Source organism: Pseudoalteromonas sp. T1lg10 (genome assembly GCF_002964545.1).
GTDB lineage: Bacteria > Pseudomonadota > Gammaproteobacteria > Enterobacterales > Alteromonadaceae > Pseudoalteromonas.
This window is the reverse complement of the sequence record NZ_PQBV01000051.1, coordinates 435,781-456,479: the sequence shown is the minus strand read 5'-3', so window position 1 is coordinate 456,479 and position 20,699 is coordinate 435,781. Positions and strand designations below refer to the sequence as shown.

General features: G+C 50.5%; 21 protein-coding genes and 1 pseudogene. 13 read left to right on the top strand and 9 right to left on the bottom strand.

Annotation, left to right across the window (positions count from 1 at the left end):
* Positions 1 to 13: 13 nt before the first annotated feature.
* The gene (locus C2M17_RS15355; protein ID WP_158684049.1) at positions 14 to 709 is read left to right on the top strand and encodes an SGNH/GDSL hydrolase family protein; all 696 of its coding nucleotides are present in this window, start codon (positions 14 to 16) and stop codon (positions 707 to 709) included.
* Here C2M17_RS15355 and C2M17_RS15350 read toward each other — a convergent pair.
* The 5 genes from C2M17_RS15350 to C2M17_RS15330 all read right to left on the bottom strand — a co-directional run bounded on the left by C2M17_RS15350 (position 689) and on the right by C2M17_RS15330 (position 4,794).
* Positions 689 to 1,255, bottom strand: a complete 567-nt coding sequence (locus C2M17_RS15350) for a DUF2799 domain-containing protein (RefSeq protein WP_105201583.1) — start codon at positions 1,253 to 1,255, stop codon at positions 689 to 691. The two genes, C2M17_RS15355 and C2M17_RS15350, sit on opposite strands and share 21 nt — an antisense overlap.
* 191 nt (positions 1,256 to 1,446) lie before the next feature.
* Positions 1,447 to 2,955 (bottom strand): FG-GAP repeat domain-containing protein, encoded by a 1,509-nt coding sequence (locus tag C2M17_RS15345; RefSeq protein ID WP_105201582.1) that lies wholly within the window; start codon positions 2,953 to 2,955, stop codon positions 1,447 to 1,449.
* 173 nt (positions 2,956 to 3,128) lie between these two features.
* Positions 3,129 to 3,938, bottom strand: coding sequence for a Rossmann-like fold-containing protein (locus C2M17_RS15340; RefSeq protein ID WP_105201581.1), 810 nt, complete (start codon positions 3,936 to 3,938; stop codon positions 3,129 to 3,131).
* 6 nt (positions 3,939 to 3,944) lie between these two features.
* Positions 3,945 to 4,316 carry a hypothetical protein gene (locus C2M17_RS15335; protein ID WP_105201580.1) on the bottom strand — a complete coding sequence of 124 codons (372 nt, stop codon included), beginning with the start codon at positions 4,314 to 4,316 and terminating at the stop codon, positions 3,945 to 3,947.
* Positions 4,317 to 4,380: 64 nt separating this feature from the next.
* Complete coding sequence (locus tag C2M17_RS15330) at positions 4,381 to 4,794, bottom strand: DUF3429 domain-containing protein (RefSeq protein ID WP_105201692.1); 414 nt, start codon at positions 4,792 to 4,794, stop codon at positions 4,381 to 4,383.
* A 159-nt stretch (positions 4,795 to 4,953) separates the two neighbouring features.
* On the opposite strand from C2M17_RS15330, the gene C2M17_RS15325 reads away from it, so the two are divergent.
* The 8 genes and pseudogenes from C2M17_RS15325 to C2M17_RS15290 all read left to right on the top strand — a co-directional run bounded on the left by C2M17_RS15325 (position 4,954) and on the right by C2M17_RS15290 (position 8,569).
* Complete coding sequence (locus C2M17_RS15325; protein WP_105201579.1) at positions 4,954 to 5,388, top strand: GNAT family N-acetyltransferase; 435 nt, start codon at positions 4,954 to 4,956, stop codon at positions 5,386 to 5,388.
* Between the two features lie 11 nt (positions 5,389 to 5,399).
* Complete coding sequence (locus C2M17_RS15320) at positions 5,400 to 5,909, top strand: GNAT family N-acetyltransferase (RefSeq protein ID WP_105201578.1); 510 nt, start codon at positions 5,400 to 5,402, stop codon at positions 5,907 to 5,909.
* A gap of 12 nt (positions 5,910 to 5,921) precedes the next feature.
* On the top strand, positions 5,922 to 6,239 hold the full coding sequence (locus C2M17_RS15315) for a hypothetical protein (protein WP_105201577.1): 318 nt from the start codon (positions 5,922 to 5,924) through the stop codon (positions 6,237 to 6,239).
* A 149-nt stretch (positions 6,240 to 6,388) separates the two neighbouring features.
* Positions 6,389 to 6,876 (top strand): annotated as a pseudogene (locus C2M17_RS16225) (DUF523 domain-containing protein).
* Positions 6,877 to 6,891: 15 nt separating this feature from the next.
* Positions 6,892 to 7,182: a DUF6966 domain-containing protein gene (locus C2M17_RS15305; RefSeq protein ID WP_105201576.1), complete on the top strand. Its 291-nt coding sequence runs from the start codon at positions 6,892 to 6,894 to the stop codon at positions 7,180 to 7,182.
* A 111-nt stretch (positions 7,183 to 7,293) separates the two neighbouring features.
* Positions 7,294 to 7,539, top strand: coding sequence for a DUF6868 family protein (locus C2M17_RS16180; protein ID WP_105201575.1), 246 nt, complete (start codon positions 7,294 to 7,296; stop codon positions 7,537 to 7,539).
* A 68-nt stretch (positions 7,540 to 7,607) separates the two neighbouring features.
* A complete protein-coding gene (locus tag C2M17_RS15295; protein WP_105201574.1) occupies positions 7,608 to 8,063 on the top strand; it encodes a macro domain-containing protein in 456 nt (151 codons plus the stop codon).
* 143 nt (positions 8,064 to 8,206) lie between these two features.
* Complete coding sequence (locus C2M17_RS15290) at positions 8,207 to 8,569, top strand: hypothetical protein (RefSeq protein ID WP_105201573.1); 363 nt, start codon at positions 8,207 to 8,209, stop codon at positions 8,567 to 8,569.
* Positions 8,570 to 8,816: 247 nt separating this feature from the next.
* Here C2M17_RS15290 and C2M17_RS15285 read toward each other — a convergent pair whose 3' ends face one another.
* Entirely contained in the window at positions 8,817 to 9,842 is a 1,026-nt protein-coding gene (locus tag C2M17_RS15285) for a PliI family lysozyme inhibitor of I-type lysozyme (RefSeq protein WP_105201572.1), read from the bottom strand.
* 350 nt (positions 9,843 to 10,192) lie between these two features.
* Between C2M17_RS15285 and ahpC the strand changes: the two genes are divergently transcribed.
* Together ahpC and ahpF are read left to right on the top strand one after the other, a co-directional pair.
* A complete protein-coding gene (gene ahpC / locus C2M17_RS15280; RefSeq protein WP_105201571.1) occupies positions 10,193 to 10,762 on the top strand; it encodes an alkyl hydroperoxide reductase subunit C in 570 nt (189 codons plus the stop codon).
* Between the two features lie 74 nt (positions 10,763 to 10,836).
* On the top strand, positions 10,837 to 12,390 hold the full coding sequence (gene ahpF / locus C2M17_RS15275) for an alkyl hydroperoxide reductase subunit F (protein WP_105201570.1): 1,554 nt from the start codon (positions 10,837 to 10,839) through the stop codon (positions 12,388 to 12,390).
* A 205-nt stretch (positions 12,391 to 12,595) separates the two neighbouring features.
* Here ahpF and C2M17_RS15270 read toward each other — a convergent pair whose 3' ends face one another.
* Entirely contained in the window at positions 12,596 to 13,936 is a 1,341-nt protein-coding gene (locus C2M17_RS15270) for a hypothetical protein (RefSeq protein ID WP_105201569.1), read from the bottom strand.
* A 55-nt stretch (positions 13,937 to 13,991) separates the two neighbouring features.
* Positions 13,992 to 14,834 carry a patatin-like phospholipase family protein gene (locus C2M17_RS15265; protein ID WP_105201568.1) on the bottom strand — a complete coding sequence of 281 codons (843 nt, stop codon included), beginning with the start codon at positions 14,832 to 14,834 and terminating at the stop codon, positions 13,992 to 13,994.
* Between C2M17_RS15265 and C2M17_RS15260 the strand changes: the two genes are divergently transcribed.
* Positions 14,833 to 15,030, top strand: coding sequence for a hypothetical protein (locus C2M17_RS15260; RefSeq protein ID WP_105201567.1), 198 nt, complete (start codon positions 14,833 to 14,835; stop codon positions 15,028 to 15,030). The two genes, C2M17_RS15265 and C2M17_RS15260, sit on opposite strands and share 2 nt — an antisense overlap.
* Before the next feature lie 65 nt (positions 15,031 to 15,095).
* A complete protein-coding gene (locus C2M17_RS15255; protein WP_105201691.1) occupies positions 15,096 to 16,019 on the top strand; it encodes a cation diffusion facilitator family transporter in 924 nt (307 codons plus the stop codon).
* A gap of 80 nt (positions 16,020 to 16,099) precedes the next feature.
* Here C2M17_RS15255 and C2M17_RS15250 read toward each other — a convergent pair whose 3' ends face one another.
* On the bottom strand, positions 16,100 to 20,653 hold the full coding sequence (locus C2M17_RS15250; protein WP_158684048.1) for an EAL domain-containing protein: 4,554 nt from the start codon (positions 20,651 to 20,653) through the stop codon (positions 16,100 to 16,102).
* Between the last annotated feature and the right edge of the window lie 46 nt (positions 20,654 to 20,699).

The following is a 20,699-nucleotide window of genomic DNA, read 5'->3' as shown; positions in this document are numbered from 1 at the left end:
TGGAGGCAATATCGTGACTCATATCATTTGTTTTGGCGATAGTATTACCCGGGGCGAAAACGACGCGGCGGCAGGCGGCTGGGTTGACAGGTTAAAAGCGAGAGAAATTTGTCGCTTTGTGACCGGCTCACGGGCCGAAACCTGTGTGTTCAATATGGGCATAGGCGCAGAGACCAGCGATGGTCTGGTGCAGCGCTTTGCGAATGAGCTCGCGCCGCGTATGGCTGCGCCGCATATGGCTGCGCCACATATGGCTGCGCCGCAGCGCACCTTTGTTACCCTGGCTTATGGCGCTAATGATGTGGCGATTACGGCGCAGCAGCACAGCGTACCCCTAGCGCGTTTTATAAGCAATTTGCGCATCTGTATCGAACATGCCCAGGAGTTGGGCGTACAGCCGATATTGATCAATATTCTGCCCGTTGCCCAATACTTGGATGGTGTTCCCAATAGCCTAGGTAAGCGCCGCCTGAATACGGATATAGCCAGTTATAATCAGGCCTTGGCGCAGTTGGCCGAGGATACCTCGGTGCCGCTTATCGATGTTGCGGCCTTGTTTTCCAATAGTCGGGGCGGGTTTGGGCTCTTGACCGCCGATGGCGTGCACCCTAACAGCGCCGGACACCGGCTGCTGTTCGAGTGCATTTATAGCCATTTGGAGCACATTACGCGGGTGGAGATGGCAGCATCAGTGGATATGCAGCTCTAGCTTATTATCCAGTATGGGTAGCAGGGCGCGCTCGCGACGTAAGTCGTCCTGTTCATGCTCCAGGCGATGGCGGCGGTGTTTAAGTTCGCGGCGCTGCTCGCGGGTGAGCTCCTCAGAGTGCAACTGCCAGTGAATGTGTTTCAGTTCGTCGTCAATCTGGTTGAGGCGCGAGGATATTTCATGGCGATGGCGGTTCACCACGTATCTGTCATGGCCTTGTTGCCAGGCGAGGCGAAATTCTTCGCTGCGACAAATGGGGTTATAGTCTCTGCCATTAAGGCCTTGGGTAAAGGCGTTTTCCGGCTCACAGTAATCTTTCAGGCCTTCCTGGTGCCCGCGCTTATAATCTTCCAGGGTTGGGCGCACACCGTATTCCAGGCAGTCGTAAATAATGTTTTTACCATTGGCCAAGGAGCGACCCTGCTGACCATGACTGAAGCCGATATCGAACCAGTCCCCCCGTTCGCACTGCTGCTGCGATATGCTGGAGCAGCCGCTGAGCAGTGCCAGCATTATTATCATTAATCCGGTTCGGACTAAACCCATAGTGAAATCCCGTTGTAGTTATTATTGAAATACCGACTTTAAGTGGTATCCAGTGCCGTCAAAACGGCATAAATTAGGGGTAATTTACCCAAGTTCAGTGAGTTATTAAAGAGTAGCGAGGATGAACAAGCGCTGTTTTTAAATTAACAGCGCTGCCTGACGGGCCCTGAGTGAGAGCCAAAACATCTGAGTTAGCGGGCAAACAACAGGCTTAAGCGGCGCTTGAGTTCGGGCTTATCGAGCTGGCCGTAATAGAGCAGCAGGTCACTTTTACCGTCGTCGTTGATATCCGTGCTGCTAATATGGCTGCCGGATTGGGGCAGGGCGAGTTTTTGCTTTTGGCTGCGGGCAAAGGCCTGCTGGCCTTGGTTAAGGCGATAGACCAGGGTGTCGTTATCTTCGGAGAACAGCAGGTCTTTGCGGCCATCGCCATTGATATCGGCGAGCATGACCAAGGGTTGACTGGCGCGGCCCTTGCTGATGCTGAAGTTCATTTCCGTTTCATAGTCCAATGACGGCTTTTTCGGGAACTGGCCCTGGGTGTTTTGCCAATACAGCAGAATATCCTGATCTATGCTGCTGGCGAGCAAGGCTGATATCACTTGCGATACCCCGAGCTCAAAGCTGGCGACCATCACTTCCAGGCGGCCATCGCCGTCGATATCCTGCAGTTGCAGATCGGTTAAGGTGCCCTCGGCGCTGACCGTGGTATCTGCTTTATTGGCGTAGCTTAGTTGGCGTTGTTTATCCAAACTGCCGTAATAAATTTCGTAATCATTGCTTCTATCGAACACCCCGGAGCTCTTGGTGTAGCGCACCACTAAATCAGGAATGGCATCGCCATTGATATCTTCAAAACGCTCTAATTTGCGGTACCTGAGGTCGCTTTGGTCAAGGGGCTGGCCATCATCATCGAGCTGATCCCACCAATCTATGCTGTAGATGCCACCACGGATCGCCAGTTGCTGATGTTCAAAATGGCGGCCGTGGGCGTAGTAAAGGTGCAGCTTGCCCTCGTGCAAATTGGCGATATCAAGGCGACCGTCTTGGTTAAGATCTAAGGTAAATACCTGCGCCGGTGAGGCGTTAAGTTCGACGCCATTGAGTACGCTGTGGCTGCCAATATCCAGGCTCACCTTTTTATGGCCACCTTCGTGTTGTGAAAGCCATACATGCAAGTCGGTGAAATCCGCGAGCATGATGTCGCTGTCGCCATCGTTATTAAAGTCATGGATAAAGTCGATTTGGCGCATAAAGTTACTGCGCTCAATACGATAAATAGAAGACACATCGGCAAAGGCAAACAGGCGTGGTTCGCCTTGTTGCTGTGGATACTGATAGCGACCGACATGATCATGGGCTAAAAAGTATAGCGTGTGCTCGCTCTTTTCCTGCTCACTGATATCGTAAGCGAAATACTCTTCGCCGATGGCAAAGCGGTCCACCTGTTGTAGCCTGCCATCGACCACAGCCAGCACCGCCACCTGATGGGCCTTGGCTTCATTGCGACCAAAGACCACGATTTCCTTGCCTGGATGAGGCGTGAGATCGGCGCTCAGCGGTGTACGACTGATATTAAAATCAAGATCTATGCTCAGAGCTTGGAATGGCTCCCCCTGAACGGATGCGGCCGCCACGGGCGTTGCCATAAAAGCCAATGGTAGGCTGGCCAACAGTGCTGTGTGTAGAAATCCCTTCATGATCAACTCTAATAGTTCGCATTATTTCTACTACAGTGCCAACAGCGGCACTCGAGTGCAAGGGTCAATATGTAAGCAAGTGTTCAAACTGTGCAAGCAAGCGTTGGCACCATGCGAGCAAGCGTTAACACCATGCGAGCAAGCGTTAACACCATGCTGGCAAACGTTAGCGCTTAGTCGGTGTTTTTATGAAAGTCCGCCAGCCAGCGTTGCCATTGGCTGTCATAGCCCTGCATATGGCGATGTTGTTTGGAGTTAAGATGGCCCTCGCGGTCTCGCTCGCTTTGAAATGGGCCGGCGCGGCACAGCAGGCAGCATTGGGGGTCATCAAGATGATGGCGGCGGTGGCAATGCGCGCTCATCTCACTCTCGGCATTAAGGGCGTAGGTGTAGGTAATACCTAGTGTATCTTTAACATGCTTGTCGCGGTCGACATTACGCACCTTGTAGCCTGGGAAACGGCGTAAATCAAATTGCTGCTCACCTAAGAAGTGCATCGGCGTATGCGATGTTAAGGCATGGTCTAAGCCCCAATGACTATAAGGTTTAACGTCTTTGGAGGTGATATAACACAGGCCCGCGCCTTGAGGGGCGAGGGCATAACGGGCGCTGTTGAGCAGATACTGGTGCAACAGGGCGCGATTGAGAATATTCAAGCCGCCGTTTTGTTTTGCCGCCGCAAAGGCCTGCTCTGAGCCGAGCTGGCTTAACAGCGGAAATTGGAAAATAACCAGATCGAAGCGCTTTTCACCCAGGCGCTGCCAGCTCTCTACTGAGGTGACGTCAAATTCAAAATCAAGACTGACCTTTGCGGCGCGCAGCGCATCTATGCCGTGGTGCTGGTATTTATCGCGCAGCGTTGTTTCGCTGTCGTACACACTGCCGTGTAACTGCGACGCCGGGTAGAAATCCAATAAAGCCTTGGTGAAGGTGAGATCGCCATCGCCTACGGTTAACACCCGCCAGTTGCGCTGCAAATACATGATTACTTATTCACCTTGTGGCTGCGGCTCGTCGCGGCGCAGAGCCCCGGCTGCATATAAACGCGCCTTTAGTGATTCGATGGCGATTTGGCGAATAAGCACATGCAAGGCAATCAGGGCAGCAATGGCAAAATGCACCGGACCATGAGTGAAGCCCAGCTCCGGGTTATAAATGGTGGCGCCAAACATGATAAACAGCAAAACCATGGCAATTTCCAGCAGTTGATTGCTGTAGAAAGTGAGTTTGCCTTCACGCTTGTGGTCTTTTTTAATGTTTACCGCGCAGAAAAACGGGATTACTTTCACCTTAAAGGCGGCATTTTTTTCAACGTAAATTTCACCGATCTCATCCAGGGCGCGGCGCAGGGCATCTATCATAATTTTGCTCGTATTCTGTTAGGCCGGCGCAGTGTAATGCATAGGCGCCGGCCTGTCTAAGGGTTCAGTCGAGAAGGCTGGCGATCATCAGCAGGTGGGTTACAAACACCACGGAAGTCAGCACAAAGCGCATCTTGCGATAGTCCTTATGGTGTTCTTGCCAGGCGGGCGCCTTGACCTCAAACAGTAACACCAGCCAATAGCTGGCACTGAGCCAGGCCAGGGTGAAAATGCTGTTGCCTAACGCCAACAGCGGAATGGGTAAAATTGGCACTATGGCGGCAATGGCGCGGCCGTGGGGCTGGTTGCCCGGGCACCACAGCTGACCGGCTAAAAAGCTGACAATGGCGATACTGTAATAGATAAATAAGGGGGCAACCGACTCGCCCTGACCGGATAATAAGGTCCAGCCCTGCATGGCCAAAAAGGGCAACAAACCCAAATAACCCAGTTGAATATGATTTACATAGCGCTCAATAGCCACAAATAACTCCGCAAATTAGCAACCTACCAATTGTACGTGCCAGCGGGCACTAAGTTCAATAATCTTTCTACCTGCTTTTATTGGGCAATTGCCAGCGCTGCAAGGTGCTGTTAGCTTAAGGGTTGAGCAAATTAATAAGAAGGGGATAGGGATATGCAGGTTCATTTTTTAACCCAAGATCAGGATTACCCAGGAGAGCACTCTGAGGTACTTGAAGTCTTATTGCAGTTGCGTAGCCAATATACACTGGAAACCTTGGCGGCGCAGGTGAAAAAACAACAGGCCCAGGGTTACCAGCTGGTGTATGTGCAAGCCGATAGCGGGATTTTGGCGGTGGCCGGCTTTGTGGTCACAGAGAAACTCGCCTGGGGCAAATGCATTTATATCGACGACCTGGTAACCAATAGCGCCTGTCGCAGCCAGGGCGTCGGACATTTCCTGATAAGCTGGTTTAAGAACTACGCTAAGGCCCATCAATGCACGCAAATCCACCTCGACTCGGGTGTCCAGCGCTTCCCCGCCCACCGTTTTTATCTGCGTGAAGGCTTTAATATTGCCAGTCATCATTTTTCTATGCTGGATGTGTGAGGAATTTACCAATGACCGTGCTCTGTGAAACCGAGAGATTAATCATCAGGCAACTGGATTTGGGTGATGCCGACTTTATCCTGCGCTTACTCAATGACGAGTCCTTTATACGTTATATTGGCGATAAGAAGGTTCGTACCCGGGAAGATGCCATTAACCATCTGACAAATGGCCCCATGGCCAGTTACAAGACCAATGGCTTTGGCCTGAACCTGGTGCAGTTAAAAGGTGAATCAACACCCATAGGCATGTGCGGGTTATTAAAAAGAGAAGAGTTGGAGCATCCGGATTTGGGCTACGCGTTTTTCCCCGAATTTTGTGGCAAGGGCTACGCCCGGGAGGCGGCCGAAGCCGTGTTAAAACAAGCTGTGGCTGAGCATAGCATGCACACCATTTTAGCCGTTACAGCTCCCAATAACCTAAGATCCATGCACTTATTGGAAAGTATCGGCTTTAATTTAACAGGCACCAAGGAGCTGTATGGCCTAGAAAATAACCTCTTTGAGTATCACGGCCGATAGATCGCTAGCACAATGACTCAAGTTAACACTCTTACCCTCGCCATCTCTGCCGGCATTGTTGCCCTTGTAGTTGGCGCGATCGCCTTCACCCTTAGTTGGAATCTGTGGGATTACTGGGGCGGCCCCATGCCTGGAATTCAGGTGTTGCTGTTTCCCGGAAATTTGACTCTGATCCATGTGTGGCACCCCTTATTCACAGAAGAAGTGAGTTTTTGGCCTAAGCTCGCGCTGCTCTTTATTGGCCAGTTTGTCGTTGTTACCCTGGTGGCGGCCCTTTTTATCGGCCCGGTTAGAAAGTTTAATTGCCTCTTTGCCCATGCAAACCGCTAGCGCGCGTTTCGTATCAGGGAGATGATAACGTGTTTGCTTGCATTGAAGACTTTGATGGGGGTGTTTTGGTTGGGGCGACAAAGTACCAAAATAATTTATAACAAGGCGATCCGCCGCGTTAGCTATTTTTTAAATTTAAGGAGCTACACTTGGAAAAGGTGTTAGTCAGTGCGTGCTTGCTTGGAAACAAGGTTCGCTACAATGCGAGTTGCTTATCTGTGCCAGAGTCTGATTTAAATTGGCTGCAAACAGGTGTTGAACTTGTAGTTTGTTGTCCCGAAGTTTCGGCAGGTTTACCCATTCCCAGAGCCCCGGCTGAAATAATCGCAGGTCAAGGAGTTGACGTCCTGCAAGGTGCTGCAGTGTTGTGGGCAATGATGGTATTGATGTCACTCATCAGTTTATTGTTGGCGCCAAAAATGCGTTGAAGCTATGCCAAGAACAACAAATAAAGTACGCGGTGCTCGCTGAGGGCAGCCCCTCCTGCGGTAATGCAAAAATCTACGATGGTACATTTAGCGGCACTAAAGTAGATGGTTTGGGAGTAACGGCCGCATTACTAGAACGTGAGGGTATTCGCGTATTCAGTCAATATACCATAGCTAGCCTTAGAGCAGAGCTGGAACAAGATAGCTAACACGGCGTGATATGTATGGGTGAAAAAACGAATCAATTAATTGAGGTTTTAACCGAGCTTCGACAGTTAACATCAGAAGATGACCAAGAGCATTGGGTTAAATTTTTGCTCCTTGCTGAAACCCGATTAAAAAAGTCTGACTTTTCAGGGATAGAGCATTTGTTGGCTGGCTATGGCGGGCTGGGTTCATTTAATGATGTTTGGATCCAATCAAGCAAAGAAAAAGATGAAAGGTTTTGTTTTTTAAGGTCCAAGGTTTGGGACCTGGCAAATTACATTAAGGAAAATCATGAATTTATCACTTAACAAGGTGCTGAGGTCATGTCGGACTTCGCCCTCAAGGTCGATGCGGTACGCGCTAAAGTGCAGCCCCTTAGCGGCGCGTTAGGGTGAACCCAAACAACGGAGATATAAATTATGCTCGGTGTAAATGAACTTACTGCTTTTTTCGGTTGGTGTACTGTAATAAATCTGGCTTTTTATTTGCTGTCCGCATTTTTTATTTTGGTATTTAAAGATTTTACTATTAATCTTCACAGTAAAATTGCAGGCGTCGCGCCTTCCGAATTACCACGTATATACTTTAATTTCATGGGTAATTATAAACTCGGTATATTGCTTTTAAACCTTACACCCTATATCGCACTCAAGTTAATGGCATAGACAAAGCTCAGCATAATAAGGTGTTAAGGTGGAACTGTGAAACAAGCCTCTGATGCCAGGGAGTAATAATGAAAATCGTAGAAGGTGATTTAATTAAGCTCGCCCTGGCTGGTGAATTTGATGTCATCATTCATGGGTGCAATTGTTTTTGCACCATGGGGGCAGGTATTGCAAAAGCAATAAAAGCTGAATTTCCTGAAGCATTCAAAGCAGACCTTGATACTGAAAAAGGTTCAAAACAAAAACTGGGTACTTATTCTCAAGCCAGTGTAGAAAGAAACGGGAAGGCCATAACTATTATCAATGCTTACACCCAGTTTAATGGGCATGGCCGCGGTGTAAAAGCAGACTACGAAGCAATCCAAAGTGTTTTTTCGCGGCTTAAAAAAGAGTTCAGTGGCTCTCGCTTTGGTTACCCTCTAATTGGCGCTGGGCTGGCGGGCGGTGACTGGAATGTCATTTCGCAAATTATTGAAACCGAGCTTGCCGGTGAAAACCACACTCTGGTGAAATTCGCACCCTAACGAACTTTGACGTGCAGTTTTTAGCGCGCCACCATGCACCTTAATATAGTCCAGTTAAAGTGAACCGTGTACCGTGGAAGGTATCAAGCTTGCAAGGTAAGCTTTCTTGTAAGGAATTACTAATAACCTATTAGGCATCTGAAATGTTGATTCAAAGAGTTCTATTATTTGTGGTTACAATTGGGATTACATTATCCGCAGGTGTAGCTGGAATATACGGTGGTGAAGCTGTTGCAGTTAAGTTATTTGGCCCAGAAATATTGATTGGCCCATACACAGCTTTATCACCAAAGTTGTGGGTTCTAATTCTGTTTTTTGGATTGGGTGCACTTGTCTCTGGCTTTGGTGTTATTACCTTGTTGGTTATGCCCCTTAAGTTCATGTTCCCTAACCATAGAAAGCCTTTCTCATGGATGAAAAAGCCTTCAAAAAGGGAAATACTCGTTCTAAAGTGGTACGCTGAAGGGCTTAAAAAGTATACGGATGATTTGGAAAGAAATGCCTAGCAAGGTTGTCAAGTTTTCTCCAGCCCTTCGGGCCTGCGCGGTACAGCCAAGCCGTTGGCTTGTATGCCCTTTCAACGGCGTTGATATCAGTTTTTAGCCATACCCATTCACTAAAAAACGCAGACTATCAGGTTCCTCCCTTTTGAATTTGCGCTGCGAAGCCTTGCTTTGGTCGCTCGTCGCCCAACGCGACAAGATCTATCGGCAAAGGCCTCGCCCACACCCAAAGGCGGTCTTAGTAAAGCCATTACTGAGGTAAATCCAGCTCCACCACCTTATCGATAACAAAGCGGCGCATAGCCTCGCCATCGACCAGCTTGTACTGCACCTGACGCATTTTTTGGGTCGGTCTGGCATTGGTGTCGTTTTCGCCATAAACAGGGAAACGCTGCACCAGAGAGGTTTCTACGATGGCGAACTCATCATGGCCCATGTAGCCGACGCTGATCTTAGGCTGCTCGGAAACGGGTTGAAAATAAATCTGGCTTATGGACTTTTTGTTATTCACCGAATAGCCGATCACCTCACCATAACTGCCGCTGCCATCGGATTGGGTATAAACCAAGAGCTCGGGAGAGCCATCGGAGTTTAAGTCTTCAATCTCGGCCCCCACAACACGACCATTAATCCCATGGCTGACCGCCTCATTACTGATGGATAAGCCAAAGGGCGCTATGGTTAGCCGGTTTTCACCTTCGCCCTTAAAGGAGGTGACATTAAAGCCAATGCCTTGTAACACCAGAGTTTTATTGAATATGCTTTGGTCCAGCTGGCTGTTGTCCAAAGGCTCACTCAGTTTGCTGTAGCCGCCCTTAATTGAGGCGCCGCCGGAGCAGAAGAAATTAAGCATGCCTTCGGCTTCTGGCTGTTCTGTGCCTATCTCAATGCCTTGCGCGGTGAAGTCAAAGAGTATGGCGGTGCCCTGGGTTTCGGCCTTATAGCGGGTGTCGCTTAATCGCTGTGCCGTGCCCGTGTAGGTACAGGTCGGGCGCTTTCTATCGATACGAGAGCGTATTGATACATCTATTTGCTCGGGGCCGCTTTGGCTCACCTGTACCGCCATCCAGTCATAACCTTGGTCGCGTTTGTGGTATTCGGCGCTGACATAATTACCTGCAGGGCTGAAAGTTGCTGTTTGTGTAGTTGTTGGCGCGGTCGAAGTCGCGTTTTCCTGTGCCTGTGGATCGGTCTTATCTTGTTTGGTTGCTAGCGGTTCGTCCTGACAGGCTGCCAGGGCAATGCTTAAGGCGACAATAAGGGTCTTTTTCATCATAAGTTAAATCTTGCGGCTTGTTTCTAAACTAGGTATCTCGCCAATCTAACATAAAACATCGACTGTACCCAGTGAGCTTAGACGAGTTTACCTAGGGCTCAATTGAGTTCGATTACTTACGATGCAATTCTTGTTACTCCTCTTGGCACTGTTTATGGCGCGACTGTGATTACCGCAAAAAGTGAGTATTTCCGGTGCGGCACTAAATCAATCATAAAATACGATTGAAGTAATCTAAACAATCAATTTTATTTATCAACCCCTCATCGTTATCTTAGTAATCAAGCCAGCGGGGCAAGGTACTTCCCGCACTAATTCACTTAAATCATTGAGATAAATGAGAGGATAAAATGAGCAACTCTTTAATCAACACTAAAATCAAACCATTCACAGCCACTGCCTTCCACAACGGCGATTTCACTCAGGTGAGCGAGCAGGATTTACTGGGCAAATGGTCAATCGTGTTCTTCTACCCGGCGGACTTTACCTTTGTATGTCCTACCGAGCTGGGCGATTTGGCTGACCACTATGCCAAGCTGCAGGAAATGGGCGTAGAGGTGTACTCGGTATCAACCGACACCCACTTCACGCACAAGGCATGGCACGACGCATCAGACACTATTAAGAAAATCCAATTCCCTATGATTGGTGACCCAACAGGTCAAATTACCCGCAACTTCGGGGTAATGATTGAAGAAGAAGGTCTGGCACTGCGCGGTACCTTCGTGATTAACCCTGAGGGTGAAATCAAGGTCGTTGAAACGCATGACCTGGGCATTGGCCGCAGCGCGTCAGAGCTACTGCGTAAGGTTCAAGCCGCTCAGTACATCGCCACTCACGATGGTGAAGTATGCCCGGCATCATGGCAGCCAGGTGAAGAGACGCTTGCGCCTTCACTGGACTTAATCGGCAAAATCTAATTCGGCCGGGTTAAATAAGTCAGACTGTGGCGGTGGAGACACCGCCTTTTTCTTCTAAATTGTTGAGGCAAACCATGTTAGACACTGCAATTAAAAATCAATTATCAAGCCATTTTAGTACGTTGACGGGTGACATAGAGCTGGTTCTTGCCCTCGACGACACGAACAAAAGTAACGAATTACAGGCGCTGGCCAATGATCTTGCATCGCTAAGCGAGCGCATTCGCATCAGTACAAATAATGATGACCAGGCCCGCCGCCCATCGATGACGGTTAAGGGTGAGCAGGGCTCCGCCATTGCCTTTGCCGGGGTGCCCATGGGCCATGAATTTACCTCTTTGGTACTGGCCATACTGCACAGTGGCGGGATTGCCACCAAGGCCGATGCGGCTCAGGTTGAGCAAATTAAAGCACTGGATAAGGAACTGAATTTTGAGATTTATATCTCCTTAAGCTGTCAGACCTGTCCGGGCGTGGTGCAGGCCCTTAATACCATGGCGGCACTGAACACACAGATCACCACTACCATGGTCGATGGCGCCTTATTCCAGGACGAAGTAGAGGCCCGCAATATTATGGCGGTGCCCACGGTATACCTAAACGGTGAAGTCTTCAGCCAGGGCGCCATTAGCCTAAACGATATCCTCACCAAGGTGGACGCAGGCGCCAGTGCCCGTCAGGCCGAACTGTTAAATGAAAAAGATCCCTATGACGTACTGGTTGTTGGTGGCGGTCCGGCCGGTGCATCCGCGGCCATTTATGCGGCTCGTAAAGGGTTGCGCACCGGCGTGGTGGCGGAGCGCTTTGGCGGCCAGGTTGCCGATACCCTAGCGATTGAGAACTTTATCTCGGTCAAGGCCACCGAAGGCCTTAAGCTGGTGGCCCAGCTTGAGGAGCATGTTAAAGACTATGATGTGGACGTGATTGATAACCAGCGAGCATCGCGACTTTACAGTGACAATGGCAACCACATTGAGCTTGAAAACGGCGCCACCTTAACGGCCAAGGCCGTGATCCTGGCCACCGGTGCCCGTTGGCGTGAAATGAACGTGCCCGGTGAGCGCGAATATCGCGGCCGCGGTGTAGCCTACTGCCCGCACTGTGACGGTCCCTTGTTTAAAGGCAAGCCCGTGGCGGTAATTGGCGGTGGTAACTCGGGCATTGAGGCGGCCATTGATCTGGCCAATATCGTAGAGCAGGTAACCGTACTTGAATTTGCCGATACCCTGCGTGCCGATGAGGTTTTGGTGCGCAAGGCGCAGAGCATGGCCAATATCACCATCATCAAAAGCGCGCAAACTACACAGGTGCTGGGCGATGGCAATAAGGTAACGGCGCTGGCCTATACGGATCGCAACACGGGCGAGCAGCATCAGCTCAGTATTGCCGGGGTATTTGTACAAATCGGTTTGGTACCCAACACCGAATGGTTGAAAGAAAGCGGTGTGACCTTGTCAAAATTTGGCGAAATCGAAGTGGATAATCGCGGTGCCACCAATGTAGAGGGCGTGTATGCGGCGGGCGATGCTACCAACTCCGCCTTTAAGCAAATTATTATTGCCATGGGCTCAGGCGCCACCGCCAGCCTAGGCGCCTTTGACTACCTGATCCGTCATGGCCAGGAGTAATACCAATTCTGTTAAGTATGATCAGAGATAGCGCTGGATAAATGATGTGATAACAAGGCGGAATTTTTCTTATGTAGTTATCCTACATAGCAAAATTTCAACACAGTTAGTACGATATTTAGCCCGCTAGAATGATTAGCTATTTAAGTGAATTGGTATACCAGCTACTGCACTTACACCCTGAAATCTCCAGTGGTGCAGTGTCCTAGCCGCTCAATTGAGCGGCTTTTTTTGTTTTAGCTGAGCGAGCTTCGTGAGCGGCCATTTCCTGCTCTTCCTCTTGCACATCTAACTCGCCAACATGCCAATAAAAGGTGCCTATTTCCTGGGTCAGGCGTTTTTTAACCCAGACCCGATAGGCACCATCGTCCGTGGGGGTCATCTCAAAGGAGTCTGGACCCGTTGCATTAGTTGCGAGCTCTGTAAATGCCTGTGCGTGAGCGCGACTGGCGCCGTCCTTGTCGCGTTTATCCATAAGCGGCAACACCAAGGGCAGGGGGCAATTGATATTCATAAAGGCTTGTAAAACGCCCCATAGCTCGGTGGCGGCGCTGACGTTAATGGCGCACCAGGTGCTTAAGGGCACGCGTCGTCTAGGCGTTTTTTGTGGGTAGCGCGGGTAAATTTCCAAGGTGGTGCTTGGCGGCTGGGTTTGATTGCCCGGGCTAAAATTCGCGTAGGCGTTCAGCTCGGAAAAGTGGCAGCGCCACTGTAGCACCTCATTATGGTAATGCTCGACCATGCCGCTAAGGCGATAAAAAACCAAATAGGGATAAAAGCGCGTTACCCGCATTTTGGTTTTTTTATAGATAAAGGGCAGGGCGGCGGAAAATAGAAAGAGCGCGATATAGGCGGGAGTATTGACCGGCTCTAACAACACCTGGATGAGCATAAAAGGCCAGCCTAAAAATATCATCAAGAAGTTCAGGGCATTTAGCCCCCACAGCAACTTGCCAAGTAAGGAGCGTTGCCAGCTATATAAAGTCAGGGATGTATCGCTCCAGTAATAACGGTACTTGGCAATAAAATGGGCTTTATCCAGCCGTTGTGACGGCTTCATGTCTAGCAAAGATAGGATATGCAGCGGCTGCAAATTGATCAGCGTGCTGTAGTCGAGCCTATGCATATTAACGTGCTCCTCGGGAGAGAGCATATCCCCGCCGGCATCCAGATATTCTTGATACCGCCAACGCAGGTAGAGGTGAGAAAGCAGCCAAGGCACTGCCGCCACGATTGCGACCGCAAACCAATAACCGGCAAATTGCCAGGCATGGCTGTCGGCTATGATGTTTTGCCAAAACAGGCCATGACTAAGAGCCAGGCCGACGCTAACTCCTATGCCAATAAGCAGTACGGGGACCGCAAGCAGGGCAAGTATAAAGAACACCTTGTCCAGGGTGCGATAGGCAGAGGAGGGCCGTGGGAAGTCAAATTCGTCGGCCACAGCTTCTGCCAGGCTGAGGGTGTGTTGCTCTGGCCCCTGCCAGGGAGACGTCCCTCGAGAATAAGTCGATGCGGTGGTGGGTTTAGTTACTGCGTTATTCATATCTGACATCCTGTCGTATTGGCCATTAAGGCTGGAAAATAGGAAGAGAAGGCGCTTAAGGCGCACTGATAAACGCCTGTGCGGCTTTTTGCCCCATGGCATAACCGGCATCGAGTTTAGCTATATCCCGGGTGGTGCGGGAGATGTCAAACTCAGTCGGTGGAGCGATAATATCTATCTCACAGTCGCCCGGCGGCTGCATAATAAAATCCAGGCTGGCATTGTAGTCAGCCCAGCGGTTAGTCATGCTTTTGGCCAGTGCTGGCGTGTTTTTTAACAGGCGTTGGGTGAGCCAGTTGAATTTCGCCGGTTTTTTACGATAGCCCAGAGGCTGAGAGAGGATCACTGTGAGCTTACGCGCGCCCATGGCGTAGGCCTGGCGCACGGGGATGGAGTCGCCTATGCCGCCATCGGTATAGCATTGGCCCTGATATTCGGGGTAATCTCTGTACGCCAATGGCAAGGCGCAGGAGGCCTTTAGCACCTGCTCCAGGTTTTCAGCCGTGCCTTGAATATACTCGGCTTGGGCGTTGTGCACATTGGTCGCAACCACATAAAATGGGGCACTTTGGCTGGCAAAGGTCGCCAGGTCTAAGCGAATTTCACTGATGGTTTTATGCCACAACCAGTCCAAATCAAACAGGTGGCCACCGCGGATAAAGCGCCCATAGCTGATAAATTCGGGGCGACAGGAGTAGTCGGTGATCACCTTGTAGTTACGCCCCTGCTGGGCGCACAAAAAAGCGGCGATGTTAGTGGCGCCCGCCGACACACCAAAGTACATATCAAAGGGTTGATAATTGGCCGCTAGCCAGGCATCGAGTACGCCAGTGGCAAAGATGCCGCGCATTGCGCCGCCTTCTACGACCAGGGCATGCTTAAGAGAAGAAGTTGCCATGTTAAAAACCAACACTTTGTTTATTGGGGAGTTTATCTTTAAATTCAGCCTACCACCTAACGGTCAGGGGAGCCAGAAAATGGGACCAGTGCCGGCGCTTTACTTTGTTAGGGCTGGGGAGCTGTTGCGCGCCTCTCATGTCACCATGGCTGATTTTACAGCATACGCAGCGGTGAAGTGTGGAAAACGGGTGTAATGTTGTCGCAAAACAATTACAATTGCTACTATATATCATTTCTCCTCTTTAGTGACCTTGCGCCCATGACCGACATCACCACCCATCAGGCTTCACGTAAACGCTTGCTTATCGCTTTGAGCATCACGTGTAGTTTTATGGTTATTCAGCTGGTGGCGGCGTATTTTGCTAATTCCCTGGCGGTGTTCGCCGATGCCGGACACTTGTTCGTGCATAACAGCACCTTGTTTATCGCTATTCTGGCTTCGTCCATCGCCATTCATCTGGCGCGCAACTTTAACGATGGCTTTAACAAGGCAGAGCTGGTTGGCGGGCTTATCAACGGCAGTTTATATCTGGCCATCAGTTTGACCATTTTAACCTTGGGTACGGATCGCTTTGTTGATTTGCACCACGGCCATGAGCGCGGTGATGTGAATCCGCAAATTATGGCGCTGGTGTCCATGCTGGGTTTTGTATTTCATGGCACTGCGGCCTGGGTGCTCTATAAGGGCCGCAAAGAAAGCATTAACGTGTATGCGGTGTTTTTACATACCTTTTTCGATTTGCTTTCCACGGTCACTACCTTGGTGGCGAGCGTGATTATTGTCTTGACTGGCTGGCAGCAGGTGGATGTGCTCTTTAGCATGTTGATAGCGGTATTTGTGCTGGTGACTGGCTTGCGTCTGATTTACCAATGTTTGCAGCGTTTGCGTGGCGCTGCCCCTGCCTTACCCAAAGCGGCTCGGGTGGAAAAGGCGCTGGCTCAGCTTGACCATGTCGCCAGCGTTCACAATGTTACCGTGTCCATGGTGGATAATGCCCCTGCTGTGGGTGCGCACATTGTGTTGAAACATCACTGTACCTTGGCCGCCCATGATGCCAAATGTCGCGCCGCTGCGGAGCAGATGCTGCAGAGCAAGTTCAGCATAGCCCATAGCGTGTTGCAGATTGAAGCCAGTGCCATTGACGGTAATCATCAGCCCTGTGGGGTCAGCGGGGCGAGTTAGACGCCTGGCGCCGACAATGGGAGATCAATGCCCTTTTGTTGGTATAGAATCCCGACTCAGACATGGCGGCAAATCCCGACCTAAAGGCTGTTCATCTTTTTCAGGGTTTTTTCCAGGTAATACTTGGCTGCCAAGGTGGTCGCATCGCACGGCTTGGCGAAGAAGAAGCCCTGTAAGTGATGACAGCCCAGCTTATTTAAGAAGAAGATCTGCTCCCGCGTTTCCACCCCTTCGGCAATACAATACAGACCCAGGCTGCCGGCGAGATTATGTATGGTGCGAATAATGGCCTCGTTAGTGGGGTTAATACCAATTTGGCGCACAAAGCTTTGGTCTATCTTGATCACATCAATAGGGAACTGATTGAGATAGGTCAGCGATGAGTAGCCGGTGCCGAAGTCATCTAAGAAGAGTTTTAAGCCGGCGGCGCGTAATTTATTAAGCTGAGCCGCGGCCTTGGCCTTATCGTCCAATAGCGTGCTTTCGGTGATCTCCAGGCGCAATTGCCCCGGGCTGACATCATGCATGGCGAGAATATCCACCAATCGCTCGGTGAGGTTGGATTTCAAAATATGTATGGGTGAGAGGTTCACCGACAGATAGAAATCGTCATAGGTGCTAAACCATTGTTTCAGCTCGCGCAGGGCGCGGTGCAGGGCCTGCTCGGTAATGGCATCGATCAGGCCGATTTCCTCGGCCACAGGAATAAACTCGGTGGGCGATATAAACTGGCCTTCACTTTGCCACCGCAGCAACAACTCCACGCCAACAATACGCTTTTGATGAATATGCACTATGGGCTGATAATGGTTTGTCAGCAGTTCGTCGCGATAGGCATCCTGCAGGGCATTTTCCAACATCAGTTTATGGGTGATGCGATTGTTCATCTGCTCGGTGAAGAACTTATAGCCGTTGCGGCCGGCATTTTTGGCGTAGATCATCGCCATATCGGCGTTACGGATCAGGTCTTCGGCGTTATCGGCATCAAAAGGCGACAGGGCGATACCTATACTGACGGAAATATTGATGGTGATATTGCCGATTTTAATCGGCTTTTCCAAGGTTTTCGCCAGGAGCTCGGATAGCTCACTGAGCACCTGCGGCGATTGCACCTGCTCAATCAGGAGTAGGAATTCGTCGCCGCTTTGGCGCGCCAGTAGCGAGTTATCATCCAGTTGCTCACTGATGCGCTCGCAGATGCAACAAAGTACCTGATCGCCCACCGCATGACCGAAGGAATCATTCACCGGCTTAAATTTATCCAGGTCGATAAACAGCAGGGCCAACAGGGATGAGTTTTCTTTGGCGTAGTCTATGGCCTGGGCGATTTTGCCGCGCATCATGGTGCGATTCGGCAAGCCGGTAAGGGGATCGTAATTGGCCAGGTAGCGCAACTCGTCTTCGGCGCGCTTTTGCTCGGTCAAGTCGGTGATCACCACCACATAGTAGCTGATCTCGTCGCTCTCTTCTTGCTTGTCGCGACACACGGCGGTCACGCTTATCTGTACCGGGTGACGAATATCGTGCTTGGTGCGGATCTTCTCCTCGATACGCCAGTTATCGCCTGCTGCCAATTGGCCGATCAGCTCCATATAGCGTTGGAACTTTTGTTTGCCAAGGGCACGAACAAAAGGCTGTATGCTGAGTCCCGGGCTGTCGGGGTCGGAAAATGCCCGTAAAAAACTGTCATTGGCAGAAAACGGTTGCAGGTGCTCGTCTAAAATTAACAACCAATCGCTGATCTGTCCTATGGCTTCACCGAGCACAGTGGCTTGTTGCGCCGACGCTTTGGCATCTGTGATATTGGTGTAGATCCCCGATACTTCCTTGGGTTGGCCATTGGCATCGTATTCGGTAATGCGTCCCACCTCGTGATACCAGTGCCAGGTGCCTTGTTTATGGCATAAGCGGTAGGTGAAATCCCAGGTGGCCTGCTCGCCCTGGTTTAAAAAGCGCTTCCAGTTCAGGCGATAACGGTCGACATCCTGAGGATGGATCAAGTCCATATATTGCTCAAAAGAGCACTGATTATAAGTACTTCTATAACCTAACTCCGCTGCTAAGCGACGCTGCATAAAGCGTCGTTGCTTAACCCGGTAGTGCCAGATGCCGCTGTTGGAGCTTTGCAGTGCCAAGTCCGTTTGTTGCTGTGAAGCCAGCAACTTGCCATGGGCATGGTGCAGGCGGCGTTGCTGGCGTCTTAGCCAGAGCATCCAACTGCCAAGGAGCAGAACGCTGATAACGATATAGAGGGTGAGCGCCAGCGGTGAGCGCCAGGGGGCATAAGCCACTTCAATGCCCATATGCAGGGTGCGGGACCATTTACCCGACACAGGGTCGAAGGCGCTAATACTGAGCTGATGCGCGCCGGGATTCAGGGTGGCGAACTGTAAATTGTTACTGGCGTAGTTGGGGTACTTAAATTCGCTGGCGCCGCTGAGACTGATTTTATAGCGCACCTGATCGCGATGAATATAATCGAAGCTGGAAAAAGAAATGGTCAGGCCAAGATCGTCATGTTGTAACTTTAACGGGCTGTTGGCATATTTGCTCGGCGTATAGCCCAGAGGCCGCGAGAGCAGGTTAATGTCGGTAATTTGCGGCGCCGGGGCAATATAATGATTATTGCTGTTAATAAAGTCGGCGGGGTCGACAATAAGCAGGCCTTTAACCGTGCCAAAGGCGAGCTCGCCGCTGGCCAGCTTGGCTGCGGAGTAGCCGTTGAATTCTGCCGCTGAGAGGCCGTCTTTGACGCTAAAGTGGCGCAGGTGACCGCTGTTGATGTTATAGCGATATAAGCCATTATTAGAGCCAAACCACAGGAAACCGAAGTTATCCAGCACCGGGGTAAACACGCTCAGACTTTGCAGGCCTTGCGCCGGACCTATGCGGTCACGCTCTTCCAGGGTTTCCAAGTCCAGGGCGACCACGCCCTCACCATCTACGCTGAGCCACAAACTGTTATTCTGATCCAAGGTCCAGGAATCGACTAAATTGTTTGACTGAGCGCTTGGGTGTTGTGGCTGGTAAATGGGCTGCAGGCTGTCGTTGTCGACGTCATAACGATATAAACCACCGCCATAACTCAGCAGCGGATCATCTTTATGGGTAGGCAGTGGCGCCAGAAAATGCGAGGCGTGCTCGGGCTGCAGCGTTTGTTCGATTGACGGCAGTGCCTCTATGGTATTGCTGCTCGGGTCGAAACGATAGAATCCCGACTCGGCAATAAAATAGGCGGTGCCGTTGGCAAGTTGATACAGTCCCCAGTGAACGTTATTGGCATCAAACTCTAACGGATGAGCGGCATTTACCAGGGGATAACTCAGGCGGTCGGTATTCATATCAAGCAGGGCTATGCCCTGGATGGCCTCGACCCACAGGCTGTTGTCAATATGAGTGGCCGGCAGTAATTGATAGACGGTTTGTTGGCCCTGGGCCATTTTTTTATCATCGACACTTAAAAAGGTACTGCTTGGCCCATCCTTAGGGATTTTATTTAGGCCATTACCGCTACCAACCCACAAGGTGCCATTGTCCTGCTCGTAAATGGCCCAGGCGGCATGACCGTGCTGGTATTGGCCGGTGGGCAGAGCCTTTTGCTTAAAGCGCATGGCCAAAGGCGACCAGGAAAACACTCCCTGAGCTTGCGAGCCGAGCCAGAGCATGCCGCTTTTATCGCGAAACATAGTCATTATGGTGTTGTCGTTGACCGCATAGCGAGAGTCGCTGAAACGAATTAAATTGAGCGTCTGCCGAGTTTGCCGATCAAATTGCAGCAGACCGTCTCCGGTGGCGACAAAATCCACTGCGCCGTAGCGCTGCATCGACCAAATATTATGATGCTCGATCAGGGTTTCTATAACTGGCTTCTCAGTGTCGAGATTGTGCCGGTACAGGCCTTCTACCGTGCCGACTAAGAGGCCAAATTCGTTATCCCACTGCAAGAATTTGATATTTCGCTGATCGTTGCTTACTTGCTCTTTGGGTAAATGAGTCAATGCCGAGCTGGTGCCATTGTGATAACGAAACAGGCCGTCAGAGGTGCCAATATACAAGGCGTCATCATGAGGCAGCAGGGCGCGTATCATATGGGTGCGGTTGTCCAGAGTAAACACCAGCTCCAGGGTCCGCCGATTCAGACTGTATTTGTAGACCTGATGGTTAATACCCAACCAGACAATATCCTGGTTACTATTATCCTGGCTGATAGCCCACACAGTGGCGTATTTTGCATCGACTTCGGACAGCGGATTATTGATCAATTGTTGTGAGTTTAGGGTGGCCGGGTTGACTAAAAACAGGCCATTGAGCTGAGCGGAGACGAGGAAGTTGCCGTTTTTCAAGGGCGCAATTGTTAAAATAGCATCGCTGGCCAGGGCGGGATCGCCACTTTTAAAGAGGTTCAGTTGATAGCCGTCGTAGCGGTTCAGGCCGCGGTCGGTGGCAAACCAAAGGTAGCCAAACTCGTCTTGAGCTATGGCATTGACCGTGCCTTGGCTTAACCCTTCTTCGGTTGAAAGACGTTGTAACTGATAGCCATAGTTGACCGGGGTGGCGAAAACGACATTGGCGCTGCAAAGGAAGACTAAAAAGCTAAGTAATGCGTTGAGCAACAAACTGATATAGCGACGCAATTCTTGACTCCAATAAGGCGCTGAAACCCACCTAGTAGGCGGCATC

Coding starts and splice junctions, on each gene's coding strand:
- C2M17_RS15350 (WP_105201583.1), bottom strand. CDS start 1,255: ATGGGTTTAGTCCGAACCGGATTAATGATAATAATGCTGGCACTGCTC.
- C2M17_RS15345 (WP_105201582.1), bottom strand. CDS start 2,955: ATGAAGGGATTTCTACACACAGCACTGTTGGCCAGCCTACCATTGGCT.
- C2M17_RS15340 (WP_105201581.1), bottom strand. CDS start 3,938: ATGTATTTGCAGCGCAACTGGCGGGTGTTAACCGTAGGCGATGGCGAT.
- C2M17_RS15335 (WP_105201580.1), bottom strand. CDS start 4,316: ATGATAGATGCCCTGCGCCGCGCCCTGGATGAGATCGGTGAAATTTAC.
- C2M17_RS15325 (WP_105201579.1), top strand. CDS start 4,954: ATGCAGGTTCATTTTTTAACCCAAGATCAGGATTACCCAGGAGAGCAC.
- C2M17_RS15320 (WP_105201578.1), top strand. CDS start 5,400: ATGACCGTGCTCTGTGAAACCGAGAGATTAATCATCAGGCAACTGGAT.
- C2M17_RS15315 (WP_105201577.1), top strand. CDS start 5,922: ATGACTCAAGTTAACACTCTTACCCTCGCCATCTCTGCCGGCATTGTT.
- C2M17_RS15305 (WP_105201576.1), top strand. CDS start 6,892: ATGGGTGAAAAAACGAATCAATTAATTGAGGTTTTAACCGAGCTTCGA.
- C2M17_RS16180 (WP_105201575.1), top strand. CDS start 7,294: ATGCTCGGTGTAAATGAACTTACTGCTTTTTTCGGTTGGTGTACTGTA.
- C2M17_RS15295 (WP_105201574.1), top strand. CDS start 7,608: ATGAAAATCGTAGAAGGTGATTTAATTAAGCTCGCCCTGGCTGGTGAA.
- C2M17_RS15290 (WP_105201573.1), top strand. CDS start 8,207: ATGTTGATTCAAAGAGTTCTATTATTTGTGGTTACAATTGGGATTACA.
- C2M17_RS15285 (WP_105201572.1), bottom strand. CDS start 9,842: ATGATGAAAAAGACCCTTATTGTCGCCTTAAGCATTGCCCTGGCAGCC.
- ahpC (WP_105201571.1), top strand. CDS start 10,193: ATGAGCAACTCTTTAATCAACACTAAAATCAAACCATTCACAGCCACT.
- ahpF (WP_105201570.1), top strand. CDS start 10,837: ATGTTAGACACTGCAATTAAAAATCAATTATCAAGCCATTTTAGTACG.
- C2M17_RS15270 (WP_105201569.1), bottom strand. CDS start 13,936: ATGAATAACGCAGTAACTAAACCCACCACCGCATCGACTTATTCTCGA.
- C2M17_RS15260 (WP_105201567.1), top strand. CDS start 14,833: ATGTTAAAAACCAACACTTTGTTTATTGGGGAGTTTATCTTTAAATTC.
- C2M17_RS15265 (WP_105201568.1), bottom strand. CDS start 14,834: ATGGCAACTTCTTCTCTTAAGCATGCCCTGGTCGTAGAAGGCGGCGCA.
- C2M17_RS15255 (WP_105201691.1), top strand. CDS start 15,096: ATGACCGACATCACCACCCATCAGGCTTCACGTAAACGCTTGCTTATC.